This is a genomic window from Lactiplantibacillus sp. 3062, assembly GCF_055413545.1.
Genome location: NZ_JBVAYE010000001.1, coordinates 330,294 through 354,400, shown reverse-complemented (window position 1 = coordinate 354,400; position 24,107 = coordinate 330,294). Strand labels below are relative to the sequence as shown.

The following is a 24,107-nucleotide window of genomic DNA, read 5'->3' as shown; positions in this document are numbered from 1 at the left end:
TTTTCAGTGGACGTTTTTAATTCGGCTGACAGGTTAACTATTAATGACGCTGTGATAGCGCGAGGCTGCAAATTCATACAGCGGCCGGTTGAGTGGTGTGACCTCAACGGCTTCTTCAAATGGTGCCGTAACCATGGTGTTGTCAGCGTTTTTAGCGAGTTTGACGGCCCAAGTTGGATCATAAAGTAATTGTTGGCCCACTGCGACTAGTTCGGCAGTTTGTAACACAGTCTTGACATCGTCGCGGGTCCGGACGCCACCAACACCAACTAGTGGCAATTTACCTTGTAACGCTTCGTGCACGTAGGTCATGATGGATTTATCTTGATACTGCGAGTCTCGTGAAACACGGTCATAGTTGTTGAGTGAGACATGAACGTAATCTAATCGACTTTCCCGTAGTTGTGAGAGTAACCAAAGGGTATCTTCAAACCGAATACCTGGTTCTTCGAATTCTTCTGGTGAGAAACGATACCCAACGATGAAGGGCCGGTCCGCATATTGGTCAACAGCTGCAAAGACGGCCTTTAATAATTCATCAATAAAGCGGAACCGTTCTTGCGGCGTGCGACCACCGTATTCATCGGTGCGGCGATTACTATGTGGTGAGAAGAACTGTTGGATCAAATAGGTATTGGCACCGTGTAATTCAATCCCATCAAAGCCGGCTTGAATCGCGCGCCGAGTTGCTTCACCGAATACCGCAATCGTTGCGTGGATCTCGTCAATCGACATTGCGCGTGGGGTCTCCGCATCGTCACGAAGGGCTGCAACGGCACTGGCAGAGACAATCTGTTCGCCATTTAAGACGGCTCGATGCGTCATTCGACCGGCGTGGAAGATTTGAACGATAGCTTTGGCACCTTGACTTTGAATGCCATGAGCAAGTGCACTTAGACCGGGCAGCATCGTGTCATGCGCGATACTAAGCTCGCCATGCCAACCCTTACCGAGATCTTCGACGTTGGCAGCACCCGTAATCACGGCACCTAAGCCAGTAGCTCGTTGTGTGTAGTAGTCGATTTCGTCATGGGTGATACTACCATTGTAAAAGCTTTGAGTCGTCGTCATGGGCGACATCATTAGGCGGTTGCGTAGTGTAACGCCAGATTTGAATTTGAGTGGTTCGTTAAAACTAGTCACAATAAAACATCCTTTCAAGCTAGTTTTGCTTACTTTTTGTAAGATCTAGTTTCAGTTTAGCGGTTGAAATTTGTTTTTTCAATTTTAAAGTCGCTGGTTTTAGTTAATATTGGCATAACAGGATGGTGCGTGTGGAATAAGGGGATTGTTGCTGTTGTTAAGTCAGGTGAGGCTTGATAGGTAGATGCAAACAAAAAACTTCATCGATAAGCATGGTCGACGAAGTTTTTTGGAAAATTATGATGCAACGTTATGCCTTAAACGGATTCCAGAAACGGCCACCGTTGACCTTAAAGAGGGCGATGCCGAGGATGATCAGCAGAGCAACTAACGTTAACGCCAGATAGTCGTTATGTTTAAAGCGTTGGGCCATGTACCATGTGCGCCGTTTTCCCTTACCGAAGCGCCGCAATTCCATCGCCTGACTAATGGTTTCGATTCGATCTAAGCTTGAAAAAATCAATGGAAGCAGAATTTGGATGCCGCCACGAATACGGGTCATAAAATGCGCTTTTTTCGACATTTCAAACCCCCGAGCCTGTTGTGCCAGACTGATAGTACGGTAATCAGCTTGAACGTCTGGAATGTAACGTAGTGCAATCGCTACGGAATAGCTGATACGATAGGAAATACCAATCTTATTGAGACTCGCAGCAAATTCGCTGGGATTAGTCGTCATGAGAAAAATCAGGGCGAGTGGCACGGCAAACGTGTACTTTAATAACAAATTAAATTCATAAAAAAGTTGTTCGGCTGTCAAGTTAAAATAGTGATCAGCAGATCCCAGTAGTAAGTGTTCGGTACCATAAATCGAGACGCCGTAATGAGGCGCAAAGACGTACACCATCACTAAGTTTAAAACGGAAAAACCAATAATAACGTTAAGCACGAACGCGATATCGCGGTAATGAATTTTTGAAAAGCGGAATAGAATCAGTGAAAAAATCATCACCCCGATTAAGTAACGCGTGTCGTAAGTCATCATCCCGATAACTGATAAGCCAACAAAGCAGAGTAGTTTAGTGCTACCGCTAAGCCGGTTTAAAAAAGTATGACGGTCGTTGTACCCGATCAATAATTCATGTTGCATTTTAGCGCGCCTCCCGTTCAGCCTGAACAAATTTTGCGACGAATTCTGTCGGGTTTAAATGGTGCGCTTCCGCCAGGGTGTATAAACTTGTCTTGGCTAAGGAAGCTTGCTGAATAATGGATGCGTTGGTCAACACATCGGCTGGGCGAGCATCCATCAAAATGTTGCCGTGGCCCAACACAATCGTGCGATCCGTGTATTCTAGCATTAGGTGCATATCATGCGTGATCAACATAATCGTCATGTGTTGTTCCTGATTGATCTTAGTTAAGAAGGTCATCATTTCAGTATAGTGTTGCAAGTCTTGGCCCGCAGTAGGCTCATCAAGAATTAGCATGGCTGGTTCTAATACGAGGATGGCCGCAATCGTGACCCGTTTCTTTTGACCGAAACTGAGCGCAGAAATAGGCCAGTGGCGAAACTCATAGAGACCACAGACCTTCAGAACGGCCTGGACACGGCGCTTTACTTCATCGTCAGCGACACCTCGGAGGACCAAACCGGCAGCAACTTCATCAAAAATCATCGTTTTAGAGATCATTTGATTGGGGTCCTGAAGGATATAACCAATTTGATCGGCACGTTCTTTGACTGATTGGTCAGCTAGGGAATGACCGTTAAATCGCATTTTGCCGGACTGTGGCATCAAAAACCCAGTAATCAGATTGCTCAATGTTGACTTACCAGTCCCGTTTTGACCCACTAGACTAATCATTTCACCCTGATGAAGCGTGACGGTGATATCGTTGATGATTGGTTTGGCGGGATCGTACCCGAATGTCAGGTGCTCAATTGCGAGTAACGGTTGGTCATGAACGGTGGGCGACTGTAGTTGTACGCCGGCGGTCCAGTTTTGCAACGTCGCGGTGAGGTCGGGTACTTGTAAGGCTTGGAGGTTATCCAAGTGTTGGCAAGTTGCTAGATCAACACCGGCTAGTTTGAGCGCTGAAAGGTATAATGGTTCGCGCAGCCCGAGTTGAGTCATGAGTGATTGCCGCAAAATCGTTTCCGGCCGGTCGTTAGCGACGATCGCGCCGTCTTGCATGACAATCAGCCGGTCGATTGGTTGCTGTAACACGTCCTCGATGCGGTGCTCGATAATGATGACGGTCAGGTCCTGCGTATGAGTCAGTTGATCAATGAGTGCCATCGAGGCTTTACCCGATGCCGGATCAAGACTCGCTAGCGGTTCATCAAATAATAGGATTTTACTATTGTCGATCAGAACACCAGCCATGGCGACCCGTTGCTTTTGCCCACCAGATAATTCCTGCGGGCGGTGAGTCAATAAGTCTTGGAGGTTTAAAGTTTGGGCCCACTGTTCAGTTGCTTGTCGCATGGCCGGTTGGGTCTGCTGATCATTTTCCAATGAGAAAGCCATATCTTCGACGACAGTCAAACCGACGAACTGACTATCAGGATCTTGCAGTACCGTACCGACGTCTTGGGATAATGCAAAAATGGAGCTCTCAGTAATGGTTTGACCAGCAATCCTTGCTTGGCCCGTCACTGTTCCTGGATAGGATTGTGGAATCAAGCCGTTCAAACACCGGCCTAATGTAGATTTACCGGAGCCAGAAGGTCCAGCAATCAACACTTTTTCACCGGGATAAATATCCAGATTAATATCACGTAAAGTTGGTTCCGTTTGGCTATTATATTGAAAAGAGAAATTTTTAAAGCTAATGATGGGTGCGCTCATGTTATTAACGTTCCTTTGTTAAGCTCCCACGTTGGGTCCGCGTCCGGGCGTACAAGACTAGTAGGATGGTCCCAATGATGGCAACTGAGATGGAATCGGCGATCCAAGTAATGACACCTTGAAGGTAAACTTTGTTGGCCGGTTCATGATAAATAATAATATCACCAGTTGGTGCTAAAAGCACCCAACCAATAAAGTTGACGATGATTTGGTAAATGTTAAACCAGACTAATTTTGCCGTTCCTAGTACGCCATTTTCAATCTTGAGCCGATTTTTAGCTAGTCCGAAGGCAACTCCAATCAGACCATCAACGATGACCCAAGTCCACCAAGGCGAACCATAAGTTACGAAGTCGTTTAAGGCGTGACCGATGAACACGGCTAAACCAGCTGCAACGGGACCAAAGATGGCTCCTAGTAAGGCTAAAAACCCCATCGCGACGTTAACCTGGGTATTCGGCACACCCGTTGGAATGGCGACAAATTTCATGAGAACAAAAATAACGGCGGCGCCAATCCCGGTAGCCACGACGGTACGAATTGAATTGGATTGCTTGTTTTGCATAGTGTAACACTCCTTAAGTATTGAGAATGAATAAGTTCTAATAACCATTAATAAAAGCGAACAGGCGTTAATTTTAGATCAGTTATGGTCATAAAAAAACGCGCCTAAAAGCGAATGCTTTCTAGGACGCGTTTGCGTGTTACCACCGAGATTTTCCCACAGGGACTTATCATGATCGTAACGGATCGCTCCGACTGAGATGGCCCCAGTAGCTTCTTCAAGACCATCTTCAACTAACCACGTCATCGTTTTGCACCAAAAATACGACTCTCTAAGCACGAGAATTAGCTTACTCATCTTGTCACAGCTTTTTCTAATCTGAATTTAACTATTAAAGCATACGCCAAAGTCTGTGGGGGTGCAAGTAAAACCGAACGGATGTAGCCGGTTACATCGAGATTGAACGGGAAAATCGGGAACAGCTAATTAAATGGTGGTCAAATGCGCTGATTCATTCGGCTATACGGTCAGTGACGGATGCTGATGATTAGTTGGATTGGTCGTTAATTAAACAAAGCCAATAAAAGTATATACAAATGATTTCAATTAGCTACTAAAAGGGGTAAACTAGTTGACAAGACCAAATGATGAAGGGAATGTGAGTAGTTTGGCTTATAAGTATGAAACGATTGCGGATAGTCTGCGACAAGACATAAAATCCGGTAAATATACGCCGGGCGAATTGATGCCCGACCAGAATAAATTAGCTGAAACTTTTGATACGACACGAATTACGATTCACAAGGCCATTCAATTACTGATTATTGAAGGGATGGTTTACTCCAAGCGTGGCGCGGGGACCTTTGTTCGCAAGGACTTTGGCTTGACTGAACGGCGCCAAGAAACACTGGTAGACAAGCCCCTGGGAACAACGCAAACGAATGCCGGTAAAAAGGTGACGAGTAAGGTGTTGGAATTACAAGCTCGCTTGCCTACTAAGCGGGAAGCGGAACAATTGTTAATCGATGAGATGGATCCGGTGTACGTTATTCGGCGGACCCGCTACGTTGATGGTAAGGTGTGGGCGTATGAGCATACGATTATGCCAACGAGTATCGTGACGTTGACGAAGCAAGTCCTCGAAGGCTCGGTCTACGGTTACTTAGAGCAACATAGTGGCAAGAAAATCGCGGGTTCACACCGTATTATCTCGGCAGCCCGAGTGACGGCTGATGACGTTGCCGCAATGGGCGCGACTCTGAATGATCCCGTGTTGGTCATTAATCAGATTAGTTACATGGATGATGGTCAACCCTTTGAAGTCTCCGAATCACATTTCCCATACGAGACAAGTACGGTCGTAGCGGATGTTCAAATTCATTAAAGCAATCGGTAACCGCGTTAATCAGTGGCTACCGATTTTTTGTGGAAATTATTCTGGAGAGTTGCATTCAAGAAAACGGTGGCCCATAATTAAATTGATTGAAAAAGAAAGCGCTTCAATAATCTGATTAAGGGGGATGAAAATATGCCAGCTAACTTTTATCAACGATTAATTGATAAGTATGAACCAATGACGGAAGCAGCGTTCTTAGTGTTAGTCAGTGTTCGCCAGCCGATTACCAGTGAAGCGATTCCGGCAAAAATCGCTGAAATGACCAATAATCAACTACAGCTAGGATTAGGAACCTTATTTACGAATTTGCATGCCATGACGAAGGATTATTTAATGACGGAACGAGTCGACGAAAATGACGTGCATACCTATGAAATCACGGGGAGTGGTGAATCGGTTTTGGCGGCTGAACGAAAACGACTGCAATTATTGAATCAGATTTGTGAGCAGGCGGGATTGTAACGGGTTAATTTAACGGGGAAGTGAGTATATGTGGCGTTATCAAATGGCGGTCAAAGGCTCAGAGCAGGAATTGCGGTGGCTCAATCAGCAGGCACAACGCGGGCAATTACTGCGGCGTATCAGGGGGAACTGGTATCAATTTCAAAAAACAGCAACTCGGTATCAAGTCTTTAGTGAATATGTGAGCGGTAATATTGCAACTGAAATCGACGACCAGCACACACCGTTCAAATTGTTAGCACGGCTACAATTGACGAAACCAGCCGTACAGGTGATTTATACGGGCACGGCTCAGACTGAGTTGCAGGGGGCGCGAGTGGATCGTCAGGACGCACCGTTGCAGTTGAAAATTGCACTGGCGCAACGGGGACACTTGTTAAATGTCATGAATATTAGGTTAGTGGTTGGTCTGATACTGGCCGTGATCGTGATTAGCCTGAATGTGAGTGATAACGTGGCCAGTTGGGGAATGCTAGCATGGTTGCTATTTACCTTCTATCCTGCATGGCAAGCAAGTCGGCTGCATAAACAGGCGAATGCGCTGCGAGTCATTACGCAACAATATGATGATGCTTGGCGGCCAACGATGCACGTTTTCTTGAAAAACATGTCCACTGAGCTGGATACAGAAAAAGTGGCAGGTCTAGGGGCGTGGGCTTACGTCGGTCAAGATCATCACGGGATGTACTGGTATGACTTGAAGACGCTGGCAAGTGCTGCGGAAATCAAGCAATCGCTACAGCTAATTGTGGGAGATAGCGTTTCTGTATCGATTGTAAGCTGGCTGGGATTGGCACCAATTGGATTTGTTTAAACTTTTAAAATGGAAGTGGTAGGTATGTGGCGGCATCGATTTTTGATCAAAGGTTCTGAACAGGAGTTGGCATGGCTGAATGCGCAAGCGCAGCGACGCTATTTATTGATGGCTATTCATGGAAATTGGTATCAGTTTAAAAAAGTGCCGACGATTTATCGGGTCTTTAGTGAGTATGTGCCGCAAGCAATCGCGGCTGACATGAGCAACAGTAACAGCGCGTTTCAAGTTCTCGCCCAAGTGCAAGTACAGCAACCAGATGTTAAGATTGTGTATACCGGCAGCGACCAACCAGCATTACAGCAAACGACAATGGCACCAACTGATCCTAAGGTTCGTTTGGAAGTAGCTTTGCAGTTACGTGATCAGGCGATGAATACGATCAACCTCAGTCTTTATGCAGGGGTTGTGGTATGGGGATTGTTTTTGATACTGGTCCTTCATCAGGGTGATACAGATTTAATAGGCGTCTGGATGCTAATGCTGTTAGTAGGACTTCTCGCGGTATTAGGACTGTATCGGACGGCACATCGTTTGCAGAATCAAATCAGCCAGTTACGGCGTGACACTGAACAGTACGACGGGGCCTGGATGCCGACGATGCACGTTTTTGTGAGCGCATTGACTGCTGATCTTGACACCGAGGAACCGGCATTAAAGTCGTTAGGTCGGTGGACCTTAGTTGGTCATAGTAAAAAGGGCCAGTATTGGTATGATCTACAAACGCTAGCCAACGCGGCAGAAATCAAACAGACTTTACGACCGTTCATTGCGACTGACACTAACGTCAACGTTCTGAGCTGGTTAGGGCTCGCGCCACTGGGCTGGTTTGTGTGATTGGCAATAATTGTTTGTACAATTAACATATAAAACGTTAGACTATTCTGAGACTAACGTTTTTTTTTGTGTTTACCGGTCTGATGATAGTATAAATGATAAAAAGTGACATATAATCATAATAGTAGTATTCTAAATAAAAGACAAAGCTGGAATAGGTTGAGTGTTAGTTAATCAGCTGGAAATTAATGGATATTGCGCGAATTTTACTATAAAAGTTTTTTTATTCGTCACAAATATTTCATATAATCGGGTTAACTTAAATAGTACAAGCTCGATTGTGTTGAAGACAATTGAGCTGATTACACAGAAAGCTTAGTGAGGTGATTTTGATGCGACTTAAGGATTTAACTGGTGAGACTTTCAGCCGTTTGACCGTTATCGAACGGGCTGAAAGTGCGCCGAATGGTAATGCACGGTGGTTGTGTCAGTGTTCATGTGGACGACAAGTAGTTGTCGATAGTTATCGGTTACGGAAAGGGATTACGAAGAGCTGTGGCTGTTTACGGGCAGATGTTAGTCGAAAGAATATTTTTGAAAATCCGCAAACCCGTAAAAATATGGGACGTAGTGATAACTTACCGCTTTATCAAGGAACTTCGGTCGATCGATTGAAACCGAATAGCCGGAATCGGAGCGGGGTCATTGGTGTTTCCTTTGACCGATGCTCACAGAAGTGGGTCGCACGGTTAATGTATCGGGGCCGCTTAGTTTTGAATCAGCAGTTTGCTGATATGGATGATGCCATCATGGCACGTAAGCAAGCAGAGCAACGCTACGTTATGCCAGTGTTAGAAGAATATGCGAAATCAAGCGCGGATTAAGATGCGTACATAATTAGCATGCCAGGAGACTGGTGTGCTTTTTTTGCGATTATTACCCGGGAAATAAACGAGTTAGATTAATACCCGTGAGGACCGATTATTTGTGTTTATTGATCAAACTAGTTAGACTTAACGAGCAATTTAAATTAGAACGGAGGAACTTTGAGCATGGAAATGGGATTAGCAGGGAAACGGGTCTTGGTCACTGGTTCGACTAAGGGAATCGGACGGGCAATTGCGGTAGCATTTGCCAAGGAAGGCGCGGATGTGGTCATTAATGGTCGCCGCACAGATACGGTGGCAGCGGTTGTGGATGAACTCGCAGCGGCATACCCAACAACTCATCCAGTGGCGGCACCGTATGATATTAGTGATCCGCAGCAAGCTGACAAAATGTTTCAACAAATTCCAACGGTTGACGTATTGGTCAACAATATGGGAATCTTTGGGCCAATGGCTTACGATGAGATTGACGATGCAACTTGGGAACGCTTCTTTAAAGTGAACGTGTTGTCTGGCAATCGGTTGGCAAAACATTATTTACCTGCAATGTTAGCCCAAGATTTTGGACGCATTATCTTTATTGCGAGTGAAGAAGCAGTTATGCCTTCGGGGGAAATGCCCCAATATTCGATGACTAAATCGATGAACCTTTCTTTAGCGAAGAGTCTGTCGAAGTTAACAGTTGGTAGCCACGTAACGGTTAACACGGTTATGCCCGGCTCGACATTAACAGAAGGTGTTCAGAAAATGTTAGATGATATGTATGCTGATTCAGATTTGCCAAAGGATCAGTGGGAGCATGACTTTATGATTAATCATCGACCACTATCACAAATTCAGCGTTTGATTCGGCCGGAAGAAATTGGTCGGTTAGCAGTGTTTGTCGCTAGTCCGTTTGCTAGCAGTTTTTCGGGTGAAGCATTGCGGGCGGATGGTGGGTTAGTCCCAACTATCTTCTAGTGGCTAATGAAGACGATATATCTTTCTGGTTCTGCCATCGAAATTCAGATGTCACAAAACTGTTTTAGCGAGTAAAGTTTATCGCCAAAACAGTTTTTTTGTTGACTTGACTAGCCTAAGAAGCCAGTTTCAAGCGGAGTAGATGTTTAAAATGAAATTTTTAACTGATTGACTGGCTAGTCATTGACTTATTAGTCAACGGCGCCTATGATTGCAGCATCAACAATAAGATGCTCGAATTTGAAGGATGGGAGTGAGTCATATGGATAAAGAACCGTTATTAAGGATTAGTCACTTGCAAGAGCATTTCGGGAAGTTTCAGGCTCTCAAGGATATTAATTTTGAAATCAACGCGGGGGAAGTTTTTGGCTTTATCGGTCCGAATGGTGCTGGTAAATCAACCACTATTCGGGTACTACTTGGAATTTTAAAAGCTAGTGGTGGGCAGGCGACGATTTTTGGTCGCGATGTCTGGCAGGATAGTGTGGCGATTCATAAGCGAATTGCTTATGTGCCAGGCGATGTTTATTTATGGCCTAATCTAAGTGGTGGGGAAATTATTGACTTGTTTCTTAAACTAAACGGTGGTCAGCATACGGCTAAGACGGACGCGCTAATTAAACAATTCGAACTGGATCCGCGTAAAAAAGCGCGCACTTATTCTAAAGGTAATCGGCAAAAGGTGGCCTTGATTGCGGCACTCTCAACGGATGCTGATCTATATATTTTTGACGAACCAACGTCCGGACTGGATCCGCTAAATGAGCAGACGTTTCAAAATGAAGTATTGGCTTTAAAACGGCGAGAGAAGAGCGTCCTGTTATCTAGCCATATTCTGTCAGAAGTGGAAAAAATGTGTGATCGCATCGGTATTATCCGTGAGGGACAGATTGTTGAAACGGGGTCGTTAGCTGAGATGCGGCACTTAACCCGAACCACGGTCGATGTGCAAACACGACTGCCTTTGACTGACTTGACCACCCTAGCTGGTGTTCACGGGGTCACAGCGCGCCACGGAGATAACCACGTCAGTCTAGCCGTCGATGCTGACCAGTTGACGCCGGTAGTGCAGTACTTGGTGAGTCGGAAACTGATCAGCTTAACAACGACCCCACCAACGTTAGAAGATTTATTCATGCGCTATTACACGACCGAACAACAACCGGTGAAGGGGGAGTGATGCTGATGGCAACACAACTATTTGCTCGTACCGGATTACTGATACGGTTCAACTTACGACGAGATTGGAAAAAGTTGCTCATTTGGGTCGTCGTGTTGACGGGGCTATTCACGGCCATCGCCGCGAAGTTTGATGGTATTTATGGCACTCAGATGGCACTGAATGAAATTGTCAAAACGCTTAAAACGCCCGCGATGATTTCCTTATTTGGTGCGTTTTCGGCCAAATCGCCATATACGACGGCCAAGGTGTTTGCAACTGAAATGGTGGTTTTTATGGCCATCGTCATGATTGTGATGAATATCATGGTGGCCGTGGTTACGACGCGCGGGGATGAAGATGATGGCCTGCTAGAGCTAGTGCGTGCCCACGCGGTCGGTCGGTTAGCACCACTATTCGCCGGGGCAGCTGAGTTAACGGCGCTAAATGGTTTGATTGGTTTTCTTTTTGCCCTCGGGCTGACCGTCGCCAAGCTTCCGGGAGCGACGACGCCAGGTAATTGGTTAATTGGTCTGGGCTTAGGGGGCTTAGGCTGGGCTTTTGGAATGTTGACGCTGTTACTTGCACAGGTAATGACTAGTGCGAGTGGTACGACGATGCTGAGCTATTTGCTACTGGGCGTCATGTACGTTGCACGAATGGGCACGGATGTTAACCGTCCAGACCTGACTTGGTGGATCCCCTTTGGTTGGATTGAAAAATTAGATGCGTATCAAACCAATGATTGGTTACCAATCGGTCTGTATGTATTACTGGGTCTTGGTTGTTTAAGTTTGGCTGCAGCTCTTAATGCTTATCGGGACTTGGGCGCGGGCTTAGTCGAACCACGGCGCGGTCGGCGACAGGCTAGCGGTTTATTGCGGGGTCCCGTGACCCTATTATGGCGGCAGGCACATGGTCTGATTATTGCATGGCTACTAGGGAACTTTATCTTAGGTGCCGCGTATGCGTCCGTCTTTAATACGATTGGCGATCTGGCAAAGAGCAATCCAATGATCAAACAACTGCTAGGTGCGTCAGCTTTAGCAGCAGCGAATCGCTTGATCGTCAAAAATTTCATTGCTGTGTTGGCTATCGTCATGGTGATCGTTGCACTGGTTCCAGCAGTACAGTTAATGCTCAAACTGGTCAATGATGAACAAAAAGGCTATCTACATCAAGTTTATGCGACGGCCACATCACGGTGGCACGTGTGGGCAAGCTATACCGGCTGGGCAATCGTAACGGGACTGCTCGTTTTACTTGCCGGTCTAAGTGGTATGTATTTGATGGGCCTGACGAGTATGGTCAAGCCCATCAGTTGGGTGACCTATTGGCACGTGTTTGCGGCCTATGCACCGGCGATGTTAGTGATGGTAGCGGTGACGAGTGCCTTAGCGGGCTGGCGACCTAAATGGCGGTATGCTGCGTGGATCTGGGTATTTTACGCCTTCTTCTCATTGTATCTTGGTAATTTGATTGATTTGCCAAAATGGGCACGCCGTTTAACGCCCCTTGGCTTTGTTAACAAGGTACCAATCAAGCCCTTAGATGGAACGACAAGTAGCTGGTGCCTATTATTAACTGTGCTAATATTAGTAGTAGCAGCACTAAGTTATCGGCGGCGTGATCTAGCTCAGTAAACGAAAGGAGTGCGTGACATGGCAGTAAAACAACCTGTTCCTAAAGACCCGGCGAAGGTCGAGCGTATTATGCACGCGGCCATGCACACCTTTGCCGTCAGTGGCTATCGAGATGCTAAAACGGATGTGATTGCGTCCGCGGCAACGGTGTCTAAGGGCCTATTATTTCATTATTACGGTAGCAAACAGCGCTTGTATTTGGCCACTGTTCAGCTTGCTACTGACACGATTATTGCCACCATTAATCAACAAGTTTTTGATGTTCCAGATGACCTAGTCACGTTGATGGTGCGGAGTGCGCGTTACAAGGCGGCGTTTGGTAAAGACCACCCGGATGAAATGAAGGTCTTGATTGACGCCTATGGCGCGCTGGAGCGCTTGCCGGTAAAGATACAGGCACAAATGAAGATCCTGTATACTAAGTCGATGACTATTTCCCGGGAAATGATCAGTCAGGTGCTGGATAAAATGACGCTGCGTGCGGATGTTGATCGTGATGCAACGATTGCTTTGATTATGGGTGTTTACAATCAGATTTTTATGGAATTTCAGACCTATATGCGTGAGAATCATCAAGTTGAATCGATGGCCGATATCGAATGGGTGGTCAGTCGCGCAAAAACCTACATGGGGATTTTAGAACATGGGTTTATGGCGGCGGATTTAGATGACCAGCAGTAATAATACGTATCTTAGACAGTCGACGGATGTTTAATCCGGACGACTGTTTTTCGACCGGTGGATTCGGCAGCGTTTAATAGTGATAATGTTTATTCGCTTTTTTCGTTAGCAGGCTAAAAATGTGGTAAGTTAGACTTAATAGATGACGGATGAAGTGAGGGATCGGAATGGAATTACATTTAACGGCACGACAGACGGGATTGTGGCAACGGTTGATGGCACTGGCACGTGAGCAATTGATGGGACTCGCCATGCAGATGGAGTCGACTGGGAAAGTCGATCGACCGACACTGACAACGCTTGCCCAGCAATTGGCTTTGGACGATCCACTACCAGATGACCGCCTGAGCCAACGGGTTTTGAGTACATTAGCGCTGGCGCAAAGTTCAGCTGGGCTCGCTATGAGTTTTGCCAGTAGTTGGCAAGTTGAGGATGCAATATTAACGTTTGGAACCCCGCAACAACGCCAACGGTATTGTGCACAATCAGGTGTTTTTGGACTCGCGGCATTACCGGAACAAGTCATGGCTAGTAGTACCGTCAAAGCAACGCCGGTAACAGCTGGCTGGCAACTGTCCGGTGCGGTTAAAACGGTATTGAATGTTACACAGGCAACTGAGTATTTAGTTCTCGCACAGACACCACCGAATGCTACAGGGGCCTTTGTTATTAGTGCTGATCAGCCAGGCGTCACGGTCAGCCAACCAATAACCCCTTTAGGGTTACACGGATTGACCATCGCGGATGTTCAACTCACCGATGTCCCGGTTACGGCCGCTGATCAAATCGGTCAATTGGGACAAGGACAACGAGTGATGCAACGGGCGCAAAGCTTGGGGCAATTATTTGCCGGGGCGATTACAGCGGGAATATGGCAACATGCCACAGACCAGGCACGACAGTTAGCGCTGACAGAACAGCCGCCGTTAACTGCCTTGGCGCCAGCAATGGCGATTACGGCCGCCTTACAGACTAGTGTCTACAATGCGGCCCAACAGGCCGATGATGAGCGCCCATTTACAGACGCAGCGCAATTGGCGGCAATGTTTGCCAGCCAAAATGCCTTGGCGCCGTTTAAAATTTTGATGCCATTGATCGGTGATCTAGCCTATACGCAACACTCGCCGTTAAGTGCCTTGCAAAATGACGTGGCGACACTACCGTTGATTGTTGGCACGGATACGCAATTGGCGTTGACTTTTGCCACGACGAGCCTGAATGACGAAGTGGCCGATGTCCCGACAACGGGACCCCACACAGCTCCTGAGCACCTAGTCGTGGCCGACCTACATCGGGTCGTAAAACGCTTGAATTTGACTAGGGATGTGCCAGTCAATGTCGGCAGTATTGCTACGGCGAAACGCGTCGTGGCATTAGGTCGAGGCGCGATGGAACCGGCAGTATTGCTTCAAGCCCAACAATTGGCCAAGTGGATTGGTGCAGCATTGGCTGTTACCCAGCCGCTAACGGCTATGGAACAATTTAGCATTGAGCAACAAATTGGTGCCTCAGCAGTGACGGTTGCACCAGAAGTCTTGATCAACATTGGCGTCGCTGGTGATGATGATTACTTGGCTGGCATGGCTGGTGCGCAACACGTTCTTTCTGTGAATACGGATGAACAAGCGCCAATCTTCAAGCATTCACAACAAATTTTCGTGGGCGATGCCGCTGAATTTTTGGCCGGAATGGTGGCAGCATTAAATTAATACGAAGTCGAGTTCGGCACTGTTGGTAGGTCTGACGGGGTCGTATGACAATCAATTGTTTGCACAAAAACTAAGGGTCACAGCAATGTACTGTGGCCCTTGGTTTTTTACTTAGCTTTAAATTAAGTACCACCAGTCATTACTTAATTAACGAAATAATTAATGACCACCGTCACTTAAAGCGTGCGGTGAGCTGGTTCAGAATCGGAATCTTAAATAGGGCGATCAAGATAACTGAGTAGCAGACGTAGGTTATGACTTCTTGTATCATGCGCGTTGTTAGCAAAACGGACCATGGTGTTAAGTACATGAGATGAAGCCAGAGGCTGTTTAGAAACAAATTGAGAATAAAGACGACGATAAAGTTAGCGACGAGAACGCGTGTCAGTGAAGTTTGATGTTGAAAGGCGTATCCAAAGACTAACCCGGTCAGAAAAGCGGTTAGGATAAAACCAGGAAAAAAGGTGAACTTTGGGAAGAGCAGCATTCCGAGTAGGGAGGAAATCGCGCTACTGCCGGCTGTAACTAGTGGTGAAAATAAACGGGCCGTTAAACCAATAATAATAAACGCGAAGGATATCTTGGTTAGCAATAGTTGAATTGACAGTAAACTTCCTAAGATAAGTTGCATGGCAATTAAAGCACCGAGTAACGGGATACGCCGAACCGTGAGTGATGATGTCATAATAATTGAAGCCCCCCTAAGTGTGTGAATGTATTTTAGGGGAATTTGTTGAGAATTACTAGACCTGAAATTATTGGTTATAAGTAATATAAAAATATCACTAGGAGAAACGCTATGACGTTATGTAGCGTTTCTCCTAGTGGTCAATTAATCCGGAATATGGCTTCCGTTGGACATGGGTTGCAGTTATCGCTACAATGTTGATAAAAGGCAGTATGGAGGCGTTTGAATGGCATACATTACAAAAAAGAAAATTGCACAAGCCTTTCATGACGTCGTCCTAGTGAGGGGCTTTAGCCGAACTTCCGTGACGGCAATTATGAGCACCGCCGATTTTAGACGGCAAACATTTTATGATTATTTTCAAGATAAATATGAATTATTAACCTGGTTTATTGATGACACCCTGACTGAAACGGTTGAACATAATCTGAATTATTTGCCTTGGATCGACATTATTAAACTAGTTTGTTACGAGTTAGATGCGAATCGTCAATTTTATGCAGAATGTATTAACACGCAGCATGAAATTGACGTGACGGCACTTGTCGGTAACCACTTAGCCACGTTATTGACTGAACTAACGCACGCCAATACAACAGAAACGTCGGCCCTAATTTGGTTGCTGTGCTTGGGAATCGCACAATCGTTAACGCATAATATCGTTGCGAATCATCCTGAAGATTATGAGGTGCTTTCTCAGCACGCTATTGCGGCCATCGAAATGACACTCGAAATTTTGAACTAGTTAGGCCAAGCAGCAGTTTTGACGGGTCGGTTTAGAGCAGTTAACCAGTCAGGGTCGGCTAGGCTGAGTAAGGTTAATGACAACCCATGCATCCCGTTAGCAGTTAAAAAAGTTCCCACTTTGTTGAAGTCGATTGTTAGTGCGGCTAAGGTGAGTAATTCGTGAACATCATTATTGAACACCATGAGTTCCATGGGCGTTGTCCCACCGAGGGAGTTAACGAAAACGGCGTAATGGTCGTCAGCATGCCACTTAAAGTTGAGACGTAATTTACTAATTAATTCCTGTGCGAGTCGTTCTGACGATTGAAAAGGTTCACGCCGATAACCGGGTTCCCCGTGAATACCGATACCGTAATAAATTTCACCAGGATTCAAGTTAAACGATGCCGTTGACTGTCCTGGAATGCGGGCACCGCTAGCAGCAACCCCAATCGTGTGAATGTTTGGCACTAGGGCGGCAGCGATGTGGGTCAATTCAGCGATAGAGGCCCCCTGAGCTGCAGCGGCACCAAGAATTTTATGCACTAAAATCGTGCCAGCAACTCCTCGTCGGCGCTGTTTTAAAGATTCATGATCCACGGAAATATCGTCTGCCACAATACATAGACCAGTTTGCCAATGTTCCTTTTGCAGTTGTTGTTGAGCAGCCGTAAACGCACTAACATCTGCTGGAAAATTTTTAACAATGAAAAAAACGCGACGCTGGCATGTCACCTGTTTTGTGACTTTAACGATTTCTTGAGATGTAGGGGGTTGAAAAACCGTTCCCATGATTGCGGCAGTTAACATACCAGGCCCAACATAACCCCAGTGTGCCGGATCGTGACCGCTGCCCCCACCAGCAATTAACGGAATCTGATCATCTTGAAAGTTGCTGTCGTAACATCCGAATGTATTTGGTACCCATGTTAAATTTGGATAGGCCCATTGAATGCCCTGAGTTGCTTGACTCAGGGCATTTTGAGGTTCATTAATGATTTGCATGGGAACACCTTCTTATATTGTTAGTTTGATTTTATTATAACGCATTCGAATGACTATGCTTGTCGGAAGCTGGCGGACAAAATAACAAAACTGTCCATTATTTTTGAAAGCGGATTCATTTACAATTAACTTGTTAATTCGAGAAAGGAAGGACAACAAAAATGAAAAAAATAATTAATGATCCCAAGAATGTCGTCGACGAAATGGTTGATGGGTTAGTACGTGCCTATCCTCAATATTTAACTAAATTACCGGATACCGAAGCAATGGTTCGTAGTGATCAAGATTCAATGCGGGGAAAAGTTGGAATTGTTAGTGGTGGCGGGAGTGGTCATGAGCCCGCCCACGCCGGCTTTGTTGGTCCTGGCATGCTCAGCGCTGCCGTGGCAGGACAGGTTTTCACCTCACCGACGCCAGACCAAATTTATGCGGCAATTAAGGCTGTCGATCAAGGTAAGGGCGTTTTCTTAGTCGTGAAGAATTATTCTGGTGATGTCATGAATTTCGATATGGCGAAAGATATGGCTGAATTAGATGATATTCAAGTTAAATCGATTGTCGTTGATGATGACATTGCTGTTAAGGATAGTTTATATACTCAGGGTCGTCGCGGGGTTGCCGGCACTATCTTTATGCATAAGATACTTGGGGCGGCCGCGGATCAAGGCGCTGATTTGGATGATTTAGAAAGTTTAGCAACGCATGTTTTACCACGGATTAAAACGATTGCGGTCGCATTATCCGCAGCGACGGTGCCGGAAGTCGGCAAACCTGGCTTTGAATTGGCAGATGATGAAATCGAGTTTGGCGTCGGAATCCATAGCGAACCAGGTTATCGGCGCGAAAAAATCAAGCCATCCAAACAACTTGTTCAGGAATTGCTAGGTAAATTAGATGATGAATTACACCTACAGTCAGATCATCAGTATGCGTTCTTGGTTAATGGTATGGGAGCGACGCCATTGATGGATCAGTATGTCTTTTGCCATGACTTGTTGGATGAACTGGCAACACGGCACATTCAACCGGCCTTTATGAAGGTTGGTAATTATATGACTTCGATTGATATGGCCGGTATTTCACTGACGATATTCGATGTTGCTGAATCTCAATGGCTAGATTACTTACAGTACCCGGTCAAAACAATCGCGTGGTCATAAGGAGGAATTGAGAATGTTAACAATTGAGAACACAACAGTATGGCTGAATAAGTTTGCTGACCAGATTGAACAACACCAAAGTTACCTAAGTGAATTAGATACGCCGATTGGCGATGGTGACCATGGGGGTAATATGGCTCGGGGCCTAGCAGCAGTTAAGGCAGCACTTGCCACGCAACCAGCAGACATAACTAAACTATTTCAAGCAACGGCGATGGCATTGATTAGCAAAGTCGGTGGTGCTTCTGGACCATTGTACGGAACAGCTTTCTTAGAAATGGCAAAGCAAAGTAAGATTGATAGCGATTTAGGTGGATTGTTGGCCGCTGCATTAGCTGGGATTGAAAAGCGGGGTGGCGCGACAACCGGCGATAAGACGCTGATTGATGTGTGGGCGCCGGTTGTTCAGGCGGTCCAAGCGGGCGAATTGACGCAGGATGTTATCGATGATGCAGTTGCTAGCACCGAACCGATGGTGGCTAAAAAAGGGCGAGCATCCTATCTAGGTGAACGTTCAGTGGGACACCTTGATCCAGGTGCTGTCTCGAGTGGTTATTTATTTACAACGTTACTGGATACGGAGGGAATCTTATGAGTTTAGGAATTGTAGTTGTTTCACACGTCCCAGAAATTGCCGCAGGTATTCAGCGTTTGTTAGGGCAAGTTGCCCAGGACGTTTCGATTACGATTGCTGGTGGTACGGATGACAATCAAGTCGGAACCAGCCTGACCAAAATTACACAAGCGTTTGATGCAAATCATGCGGATGAACTCTTGGCCTTTTATGATCTTGGTAGTGCCAAAATGAATCTGGAAATGGCCATTGAAATGAGTGATAAAACGGTCCATTTATATGATACGGCACTCATTGAGAGTGCCTACACGGCCGCATCGCTATTACAGGCGGCTGTGCCACTTGCGGATGTCGAAGCTCAATTAGCGCCATTAAAAATCAAGTAGGATGGTGACGAAACATGCACGGTTTTTTAGGTGAATTTTTAGGTACCATGGTGTTAATTGTATTTGGGGTTGGTAGTGGTGCCGCCATGAATTTAAAGGGTAATTATGCACGCCATCAGAATTGGACGTTTATTTGCTTGGCGTGGGGCCTAGCCGTTACGTTTGGGGTCTATGTTGCCGGACAATTTGGTTCGGATGGTCATCTAAATCCAGCGGTGACAGTTGGTTTTGCGTTATTCGGTTATTTGCCAATGGCTAACGTTTGGCCGTACTTATTAGGCCAGTTCTTAGGGGCCTTTATCGGCGCGGTAATCGTTATTATTCAGTACTACCCACACTTTCAAGCTGCCAAAACGGCGGCAGATGGCAATCAAGTTGGCATTTTTGCAACTGGTCCAGCCATCAGTAACCCGGTATTTAATTTTCTAAGCGAAACGATTGCGACCTTCTTCTTTATCTTCGTGTTGTTGAATCTCGGTAACTTTACCCAGGGATTAAAGCCATTGATGGTGGGGCTGCTCATTGTTGTCGTTGGTCAGACCTTGGGTGGAACCACAGGCTTTGCGATTAATCCGGCGCGTGATTGGGCACCACGATTAGCCTACACGATTCTCCCGGTTCCTAATAAAGGGTTGGCTAATTGGGGTTATGCCTGGGTTCCAATGTTTGGTCCATTGCTTGGTGGTATTTTGGCAGCTGGTCTGGAAACAATTATTAGTTAAATACTCACAACTGTGCCGATTTTGTTGGGCACAGTTTTTTGTTATAAAGTATAATTAAATAAATAATGCAAGTTTATGCAATCGCTTGCAATAACGATGAAAACGTTTTATATTTAATGAGATGGATTCAAATAGATCGGGGGGATCATGATGGCAACGATCAAAGATGTTGCCCAGCGCGCAGGTGTTTCGCCTTCAACAGCGTCACGTGCAATGCATGGTAGCAAGATTATCAGTAAGCCAACACGTGACAAGGTCATTAAAGCGGCGCGGGAGTTAAATTACGCGCCGGATTTTAATGCGCAGAATTTAGCAACTAAGGCTAGTAATACAATCGGGGTGGTACTACCAGTAGATCATCACGAAATCTTTTCTAACCCATTTTTCTTAGAGATGATTCGGGGTATCAATGAAGTTTGTAGTAAGAATGGCGCAATGACAACGCTAGCAACGGGGATTTCAAGTGATGAACTGGTGCATGATATTGATGTCATGATTGCACAAGGCCATATCAAAACTTTTATTTTACTGTATTCTGAAAAAAATGACCCAGTTGTTGAGCGCTTGAAGCAATTTGATGTCCAATACGTTGTGATTGGTAAACCTTACCAAGACGTCAATAAAACATCGTATGTTGATAATGATAATATCCAAGCCGGAACGGATGCAGCCCAATATCTAATTGATCATGGACACCGGCGCATTGGGTTTTTGTATTCGGATTTATCACGGATGGTGCAAAGTGATCGGATGCTTGGCTATCAACGTGTAATGATGCAAAATCAGTTACCAAATATTATGTTGGAAGAACGGTTTGAGACTCATGCGGCGGGTGTTAAAACACTACATAAGTTTTTTGAACAGTATCCAGATGTTACCGGGTTTGTGGCCGTAGATGATATGTTGGCGTTGAAATTACAACAGGTTCTCCATAATGATCCGAACTGGAAAGTTAAACAATTCTCACTGATTGGTTTTAATAACTCCATTTTTTCTGATTTAGCGCACCCGATGCTGACATCGATTGCGGTCTTTCCACAGCGTTTAGGTGAAGAAGCGGCCAAGATTGCGATGGCTGACCATCCTGCTGATGAATTATCAACGGCAGTAATTGTGCCTCATCAAATTGTTAAACGCCATTCCGTCCACCAAATCAAGTCCTTACAGTAGTAAGTTAGGGGGGTATTTTGATTATGATAACGCTAAACGATGTCGCGAAAAAAGCTAATGTCTCAAAAATGACAGTTTCACGAGTCATTAATCATCCGGAACAGGTTCGTCCTGAGCTTCGAGAGATGATTTTAAATGTGATGACACAGCTAGACTATCATCCGAATGCGGCAGCGCGAGCGCTAGTAGGGCGGAGAACCCGGGTTGTAAAATTAACGATTTTTGAAGACATGGACACGACGGAACCCTATTACATGATGTTGCTCGCGGGGATTGCGAATGAATTGAATCAACATCAATACGCCTTGCAGATTGCGACGCGCAATAGCTATGAGGTTGGCGAATGTGATGGCTATATTTTGACTGGTATTCGGCAAGCCGATTACGCATGGGTCGAACGTCTTAATCAGCCAGTCGTCTTTGTTGGTAGCAATCGTCAGGGATACGACTACGTTGATACTAATAATTATCAGGCGGTCTGGGAAAGTACACGTTATGCCGCGGAACAGGGCTATACGCATCTTGTCTTTATTGGTATCGCTATTGCCGAACCGTTTGAGCTAGATCGTGAACGAGGTTTTCGAGAGTACGTCACGACACATCATATTAGCGCTCAGATTATTCGATTAGCCAATCATTCACACGTTGCAACTGCGTATGTGAAGAGCCATTGGTCTGGTTTTCCACGTAATACGGCGTTTATTTGTGCAAGTGATCGGTTGGCGATCGGCGTTGAAACGGCAATTATTAATCAAGGTGGTCGCGTTCCCATAGAATATGGCATTATCGGTTTTGATGGCGTGTTATTAAATCAGATTGCAGCCAAACGGTTGACAACGATGAAGCAACCGCTTGAAGCAATGGGACGAGCTGCTGCACGGCTATTATTGGCTAATATCAACCATACTGATCGTTCTCGCGGGCGGCATGATCAAGAAAAAATCATCATTAATTCACGGTTGTCGGTGGCTGAATCGACCCGTTAAAGAGGAGTCTGGATAGATGAGCAAGCATTGGTATGATCAACAAACGATTTATCAAATATATCCTAAGAGTTTTAACGATAGTAATCACGATGGCATTGGTGATATTCCGGGAATTACCGCGAAGATTCCCTATTTGAAGCAACTTGGGATTACCACGATATGGTTAAACCCAATTTATCAGTCACCCCAGGTTGATAATGGCTACGATGTTTCGGATTACTACCAAGTTGATTCGAGCTTAGGGACCATGATGGACGTTGAGACGCTCATTAAAACAGTTCATGAGCACGGCATGTATCTTATCTTTGACTTTGTCTTGAATCATACTTCAGATCAGCATCCATGGTTCAAGCAAGCTCTCGCTGATCCACAGAGTAAGTATCGGGACTACTACTTATGGCAAGATCCCGCAGCCGATGGTGGGCGCCCAAACAACTGGGGTTCGTTTTTCGGTGGCAGTGTTTGGGCGAAGGATCCGGCAGGCGGCTCACAGTATTATTTCCACTTGTTTGATAAACGGATGCCGGACCTCAATTGGAAGAATCCGGCAGTGCAACAGGCGATGCGTGATGTTGCTGAGTTTTGGGTTGAAAAGGGGATTGATGGTCTCCGGTTAGATGCGTTTATTCATCTGGCTAAAGCAGATTTTCGCCAAACTTATCCAAATCGGACTGGTGATTCGACACCCATCATTAGCGATATGTTTTATGCCCACTTACCGAAAGTGCATCAGTACTTACACGACTTTGTCGCCGCAATCAAAGCTAAGCACCCGGATACGTACGTCGTCGGTGAAGCGTCATCCGCTGACCCCCATTTGATGGTCGACTATACGACACCAGGTACGGATGAGTGTAATCAAGTGATTACGTTCAGAACTTTTGCGGACGACAATACCCAGGATGATCCGAGCTTCTCCGACACATTTCAGCCCCGACCGATGGATGTGACGGCCTATAAGCAAAATACGGTCGGTATTCAAGCGGCTTTAGCAGACACCAGTCTACCAACACTTTACTGGAATAATCATGATATGGCTCGGGTCGCCACGCGTTACGGTGATCCTGATTATCCGCAAGCAAGTGCCAAGGCGTTAGCGACGGCCCTGTATTTGCAGCGTGGCATTCCCATTATTTATTATGGGGAAGAATTAGGATTAACAAATATCCGTTATCATGATATTGCGGACTTTGAAGACCAGACGGTACCCACCTTTGTTGCGAGCGCTCAAGCCGCTGGTAAGTCTAAGGTGGAAATCATGCGGATGTTGAATCAAACTCATAAAATGGCGGGGCGCGGCCCCATGCAATGGGACAATACGGTTTATCATGGTTTCTCTGACCACTTACCATGGAAACATGGTGATACTGATGACATGAATGCGCAAGCAGAAATCGCTGACCCCGACAGTATTTATCACTATTATCAACAGTTGCTGCAGCTAAAGCAGTGCGCACCCTTTACTAATGGTCAGTTCATTATGCTCGGAAGTGCTGAACAACTCTTTACCTACCTCATTGATGATGGTCAAAAACAAGCAGCGATAGTTTGTAATTTAAGTGCGCAAGCGCAAACGTATCTGTTGCCGTTTGTTGGTGGTAAAGTGTTGCTTGTACAGGGTGGTGCAACATATAGGGGACGCCAAGTGACGTTACCAGCTTGGAGTAGCTTAGTCGTTAAATCGGCATAAGCAATGTGAGTGCATGATTATCCTAAAATTGGTATATATAAATCATGTGATGTATTTTAATTAACTTATCAA

The 24,107-nt window shown here is 45.7% G+C and carries 25 protein-coding genes; 18 read left to right on the top strand and 7 right to left on the bottom strand.

From position 1 onward, the window contains the following. Window positions 1–33: 33 nt before the first annotated feature. The 5 genes from ACWQAU_RS01600 to ACWQAU_RS01580 form a co-directional block, all read right to left on the bottom strand. Window positions 34–1,143, bottom strand: coding sequence for an NADH-dependent flavin oxidoreductase (locus ACWQAU_RS01600; protein ID WP_027821578.1), 1,110 nt, complete (start codon window positions 1,141–1,143; stop codon window positions 34–36). Between the two features lie 250 nt (window positions 1,144–1,393). Continuing rightward, a complete protein-coding gene (locus tag ACWQAU_RS01595) occupies window positions 1,394–2,233 on the bottom strand; it encodes an energy-coupling factor transporter transmembrane component T family protein (RefSeq protein WP_027821577.1) in 840 nt (279 codons plus the stop codon). A 1-nt stretch (window position 2,234) separates the two neighbouring features. After that, window positions 2,235–3,935, bottom strand: coding sequence for an ABC transporter ATP-binding protein (locus ACWQAU_RS01590; RefSeq protein WP_003646334.1), 1,701 nt, complete (start codon window positions 3,933–3,935; stop codon window positions 2,235–2,237). Window positions 3,936–3,939: 4 nt separating this feature from the next. Further along, window positions 3,940–4,500 carry an ECF-type riboflavin transporter substrate-binding protein gene (locus ACWQAU_RS01585; RefSeq protein ID WP_003641748.1) on the bottom strand — a complete coding sequence of 187 codons (561 nt, stop codon included), beginning with the start codon at window positions 4,498–4,500 and terminating at the stop codon, window positions 3,940–3,942. Window positions 4,501–4,578: 78 nt separating this feature from the next. Beyond that, window positions 4,579–4,797: a hypothetical protein gene (locus tag ACWQAU_RS01580; protein WP_015639841.1), complete on the bottom strand. Its 219-nt coding sequence runs from the start codon at window positions 4,795–4,797 to the stop codon at window positions 4,579–4,581. Window positions 4,798–5,071: 274 nt separating this feature from the next. Between ACWQAU_RS01580 and ACWQAU_RS01575 the strand changes: the two genes are divergently transcribed. The 10 genes from ACWQAU_RS01575 (at window position 5,072) to ACWQAU_RS01530 (ending at window position 14,928) form a co-directional block, all read left to right on the top strand. Further along, a complete protein-coding gene (locus ACWQAU_RS01575) occupies window positions 5,072–5,824 on the top strand; it encodes a GntR family transcriptional regulator (protein WP_050482339.1) in 753 nt (250 codons plus the stop codon). A 144-nt stretch (window positions 5,825–5,968) separates the two neighbouring features. Beyond that, on the top strand, window positions 5,969–6,298 hold the full coding sequence (locus tag ACWQAU_RS01570) for a helix-turn-helix transcriptional regulator (protein ID WP_003641750.1): 330 nt from the start codon (window positions 5,969–5,971) through the stop codon (window positions 6,296–6,298). 28 nt (window positions 6,299–6,326) lie between these two features. Continuing rightward, window positions 6,327–7,112 carry a hypothetical protein gene (locus ACWQAU_RS01565; protein WP_027821576.1) on the top strand — a complete coding sequence of 262 codons (786 nt, stop codon included), beginning with the start codon at window positions 6,327–6,329 and terminating at the stop codon, window positions 7,110–7,112. A 24-nt stretch (window positions 7,113–7,136) separates the two neighbouring features. Continuing rightward, window positions 7,137–7,949, top strand: coding sequence for a hypothetical protein (locus ACWQAU_RS01560; protein ID WP_027821575.1), 813 nt, complete (start codon window positions 7,137–7,139; stop codon window positions 7,947–7,949). Window positions 7,950–8,281: 332 nt separating this feature from the next. Further along, complete coding sequence (locus tag ACWQAU_RS01555) at window positions 8,282–8,773, top strand: hypothetical protein (RefSeq protein WP_003641754.1); 492 nt, start codon at window positions 8,282–8,284, stop codon at window positions 8,771–8,773. Window positions 8,774–8,941: 168 nt separating this feature from the next. Next, window positions 8,942–9,736, top strand: a complete 795-nt coding sequence (locus tag ACWQAU_RS01550) for an SDR family NAD(P)-dependent oxidoreductase (RefSeq protein WP_003643674.1) — start codon at window positions 8,942–8,944, stop codon at window positions 9,734–9,736. Window positions 9,737–9,998: 262 nt separating this feature from the next. Beyond that, a complete protein-coding gene (locus ACWQAU_RS01545; RefSeq protein ID WP_027821574.1) occupies window positions 9,999–10,916 on the top strand; it encodes an ABC transporter ATP-binding protein in 918 nt (305 codons plus the stop codon). A 5-nt stretch (window positions 10,917–10,921) separates the two neighbouring features. After that, window positions 10,922–12,538, top strand: coding sequence for an ABC transporter permease (locus ACWQAU_RS01540; RefSeq protein ID WP_015825038.1), 1,617 nt, complete (start codon window positions 10,922–10,924; stop codon window positions 12,536–12,538). A gap of 18 nt (window positions 12,539–12,556) precedes the next feature. Continuing rightward, window positions 12,557–13,219: a TetR/AcrR family transcriptional regulator gene (locus ACWQAU_RS01535; RefSeq protein WP_003641758.1), complete on the top strand. Its 663-nt coding sequence runs from the start codon at window positions 12,557–12,559 to the stop codon at window positions 13,217–13,219. A gap of 167 nt (window positions 13,220–13,386) precedes the next feature. Beyond that, window positions 13,387–14,928, top strand: coding sequence for an FAD-binding protein (locus ACWQAU_RS01530; protein WP_027821573.1), 1,542 nt, complete (start codon window positions 13,387–13,389; stop codon window positions 14,926–14,928). 172 nt (window positions 14,929–15,100) lie between these two features. Here ACWQAU_RS01530 and ACWQAU_RS01525 read toward each other — a convergent pair whose 3' ends face one another. After that, window positions 15,101–15,613, bottom strand: a complete 513-nt coding sequence (locus tag ACWQAU_RS01525; RefSeq protein WP_003641760.1) for a folate family ECF transporter S component — start codon at window positions 15,611–15,613, stop codon at window positions 15,101–15,103. Window positions 15,614–15,842: 229 nt separating this feature from the next. Here ACWQAU_RS01525 and dhaS point away from each other — a divergent pair, with 229 nt between their 5' ends. After that, the gene (gene dhaS, locus ACWQAU_RS01520) at window positions 15,843–16,361 is read left to right on the top strand and encodes a dihydroxyacetone kinase transcriptional activator DhaS (protein WP_003646343.1); all 519 of its coding nucleotides are present in this window, start codon (window positions 15,843–15,845) and stop codon (window positions 16,359–16,361) included. Here the strand turns inward: dhaS and dhaQ are convergent. After that, window positions 16,358–17,347, bottom strand: coding sequence for a DhaKLM operon coactivator DhaQ (gene dhaQ / locus ACWQAU_RS01515; protein WP_027821571.1), 990 nt, complete (start codon window positions 17,345–17,347; stop codon window positions 16,358–16,360). The two genes, dhaS and dhaQ, sit on opposite strands and share 4 nt — an antisense overlap. A gap of 161 nt (window positions 17,348–17,508) precedes the next feature. Between dhaQ and dhaK the strand changes: the two genes are divergently transcribed. From dhaK to ACWQAU_RS01480, 7 genes are all read left to right on the top strand, one after another. Next, window positions 17,509–18,507, top strand: coding sequence for a dihydroxyacetone kinase subunit DhaK (gene dhaK / locus ACWQAU_RS01510; protein ID WP_015379658.1), 999 nt, complete (start codon window positions 17,509–17,511; stop codon window positions 18,505–18,507). A gap of 13 nt (window positions 18,508–18,520) precedes the next feature. Then, window positions 18,521–19,102 carry a dihydroxyacetone kinase subunit DhaL gene (gene dhaL / locus ACWQAU_RS01505; RefSeq protein ID WP_027821570.1) on the top strand — a complete coding sequence of 194 codons (582 nt, stop codon included), beginning with the start codon at window positions 18,521–18,523 and terminating at the stop codon, window positions 19,100–19,102. Next, the gene (gene dhaM / locus ACWQAU_RS01500) at window positions 19,099–19,467 is read left to right on the top strand and encodes a dihydroxyacetone kinase phosphoryl donor subunit DhaM (protein WP_003641765.1); all 369 of its coding nucleotides are present in this window, start codon (window positions 19,099–19,101) and stop codon (window positions 19,465–19,467) included. Before dhaL ends, dhaM begins: the two co-directional genes overlap by 4 nt. Before the next feature lie 14 nt (window positions 19,468–19,481). Beyond that, complete coding sequence (locus ACWQAU_RS01495) at window positions 19,482–20,189, top strand: MIP/aquaporin family protein (protein WP_003641766.1); 708 nt, start codon at window positions 19,482–19,484, stop codon at window positions 20,187–20,189. A 150-nt stretch (window positions 20,190–20,339) separates the two neighbouring features. Continuing rightward, window positions 20,340–21,359 carry a LacI family DNA-binding transcriptional regulator gene (locus tag ACWQAU_RS01490; protein WP_027821569.1) on the top strand — a complete coding sequence of 340 codons (1,020 nt, stop codon included), beginning with the start codon at window positions 20,340–20,342 and terminating at the stop codon, window positions 21,357–21,359. A 23-nt stretch (window positions 21,360–21,382) separates the two neighbouring features. Continuing rightward, complete coding sequence (locus tag ACWQAU_RS01485) at window positions 21,383–22,345, top strand: LacI family DNA-binding transcriptional regulator (protein ID WP_003641768.1); 963 nt, start codon at window positions 21,383–21,385, stop codon at window positions 22,343–22,345. 16 nt (window positions 22,346–22,361) lie between these two features. Then, a complete protein-coding gene (locus ACWQAU_RS01480; RefSeq protein WP_027821568.1) occupies window positions 22,362–24,035 on the top strand; it encodes an alpha-glucosidase in 1,674 nt (557 codons plus the stop codon). Window positions 24,036–24,107 lie beyond the last annotated feature (72 nt).

Coding starts and splice junctions, on each gene's coding strand:
- ACWQAU_RS01595 (WP_027821577.1), bottom strand. CDS start 2,233: ATGCAACATGAATTATTGATCGGGTACAACGACCGTCATACTTTTTTA.
- ACWQAU_RS01590 (WP_003646334.1), bottom strand. CDS start 3,935: ATGAGCGCACCCATCATTAGCTTTAAAAATTTCTCTTTTCAATATAAT.
- ACWQAU_RS01585 (WP_003641748.1), bottom strand. CDS start 4,500: ATGCAAAACAAGCAATCCAATTCAATTCGTACCGTCGTGGCTACCGGG.
- ACWQAU_RS01580 (WP_015639841.1), bottom strand. CDS start 4,797: ATGAGTAAGCTAATTCTCGTGCTTAGAGAGTCGTATTTTTGGTGCAAA.
- ACWQAU_RS01570 (WP_003641750.1), top strand. CDS start 5,969: ATGCCAGCTAACTTTTATCAACGATTAATTGATAAGTATGAACCAATG.
- ACWQAU_RS01565 (WP_027821576.1), top strand. CDS start 6,327: ATGTGGCGTTATCAAATGGCGGTCAAAGGCTCAGAGCAGGAATTGCGG.
- ACWQAU_RS01560 (WP_027821575.1), top strand. CDS start 7,137: ATGTGGCGGCATCGATTTTTGATCAAAGGTTCTGAACAGGAGTTGGCA.
- ACWQAU_RS01555 (WP_003641754.1), top strand. CDS start 8,282: ATGCGACTTAAGGATTTAACTGGTGAGACTTTCAGCCGTTTGACCGTT.
- ACWQAU_RS01550 (WP_003643674.1), top strand. CDS start 8,942: ATGGAAATGGGATTAGCAGGGAAACGGGTCTTGGTCACTGGTTCGACT.
- ACWQAU_RS01545 (WP_027821574.1), top strand. CDS start 9,999: ATGGATAAAGAACCGTTATTAAGGATTAGTCACTTGCAAGAGCATTTC.
- ACWQAU_RS01540 (WP_015825038.1), top strand. CDS start 10,922: ATGGCAACACAACTATTTGCTCGTACCGGATTACTGATACGGTTCAAC.
- ACWQAU_RS01535 (WP_003641758.1), top strand. CDS start 12,557: ATGGCAGTAAAACAACCTGTTCCTAAAGACCCGGCGAAGGTCGAGCGT.
- ACWQAU_RS01530 (WP_027821573.1), top strand. CDS start 13,387: ATGGAATTACATTTAACGGCACGACAGACGGGATTGTGGCAACGGTTG.
- ACWQAU_RS01525 (WP_003641760.1), bottom strand. CDS start 15,613: ATGACATCATCACTCACGGTTCGGCGTATCCCGTTACTCGGTGCTTTA.
- dhaS (WP_003646343.1), top strand. CDS start 15,843: ATGGCATACATTACAAAAAAGAAAATTGCACAAGCCTTTCATGACGTC.
- dhaQ (WP_027821571.1), bottom strand. CDS start 17,347: ATGCAAATCATTAATGAACCTCAAAATGCCCTGAGTCAAGCAACTCAG.
- dhaK (WP_015379658.1), top strand. CDS start 17,509: ATGAAAAAAATAATTAATGATCCCAAGAATGTCGTCGACGAAATGGTT.
- dhaL (WP_027821570.1), top strand. CDS start 18,521: ATGTTAACAATTGAGAACACAACAGTATGGCTGAATAAGTTTGCTGAC.
- dhaM (WP_003641765.1), top strand. CDS start 19,099: ATGAGTTTAGGAATTGTAGTTGTTTCACACGTCCCAGAAATTGCCGCA.
- ACWQAU_RS01495 (WP_003641766.1), top strand. CDS start 19,482: ATGCACGGTTTTTTAGGTGAATTTTTAGGTACCATGGTGTTAATTGTA.
- ACWQAU_RS01490 (WP_027821569.1), top strand. CDS start 20,340: ATGGCAACGATCAAAGATGTTGCCCAGCGCGCAGGTGTTTCGCCTTCA.
- ACWQAU_RS01485 (WP_003641768.1), top strand. CDS start 21,383: ATGATAACGCTAAACGATGTCGCGAAAAAAGCTAATGTCTCAAAAATG.
- ACWQAU_RS01480 (WP_027821568.1), top strand. CDS start 22,362: ATGAGCAAGCATTGGTATGATCAACAAACGATTTATCAAATATATCCT.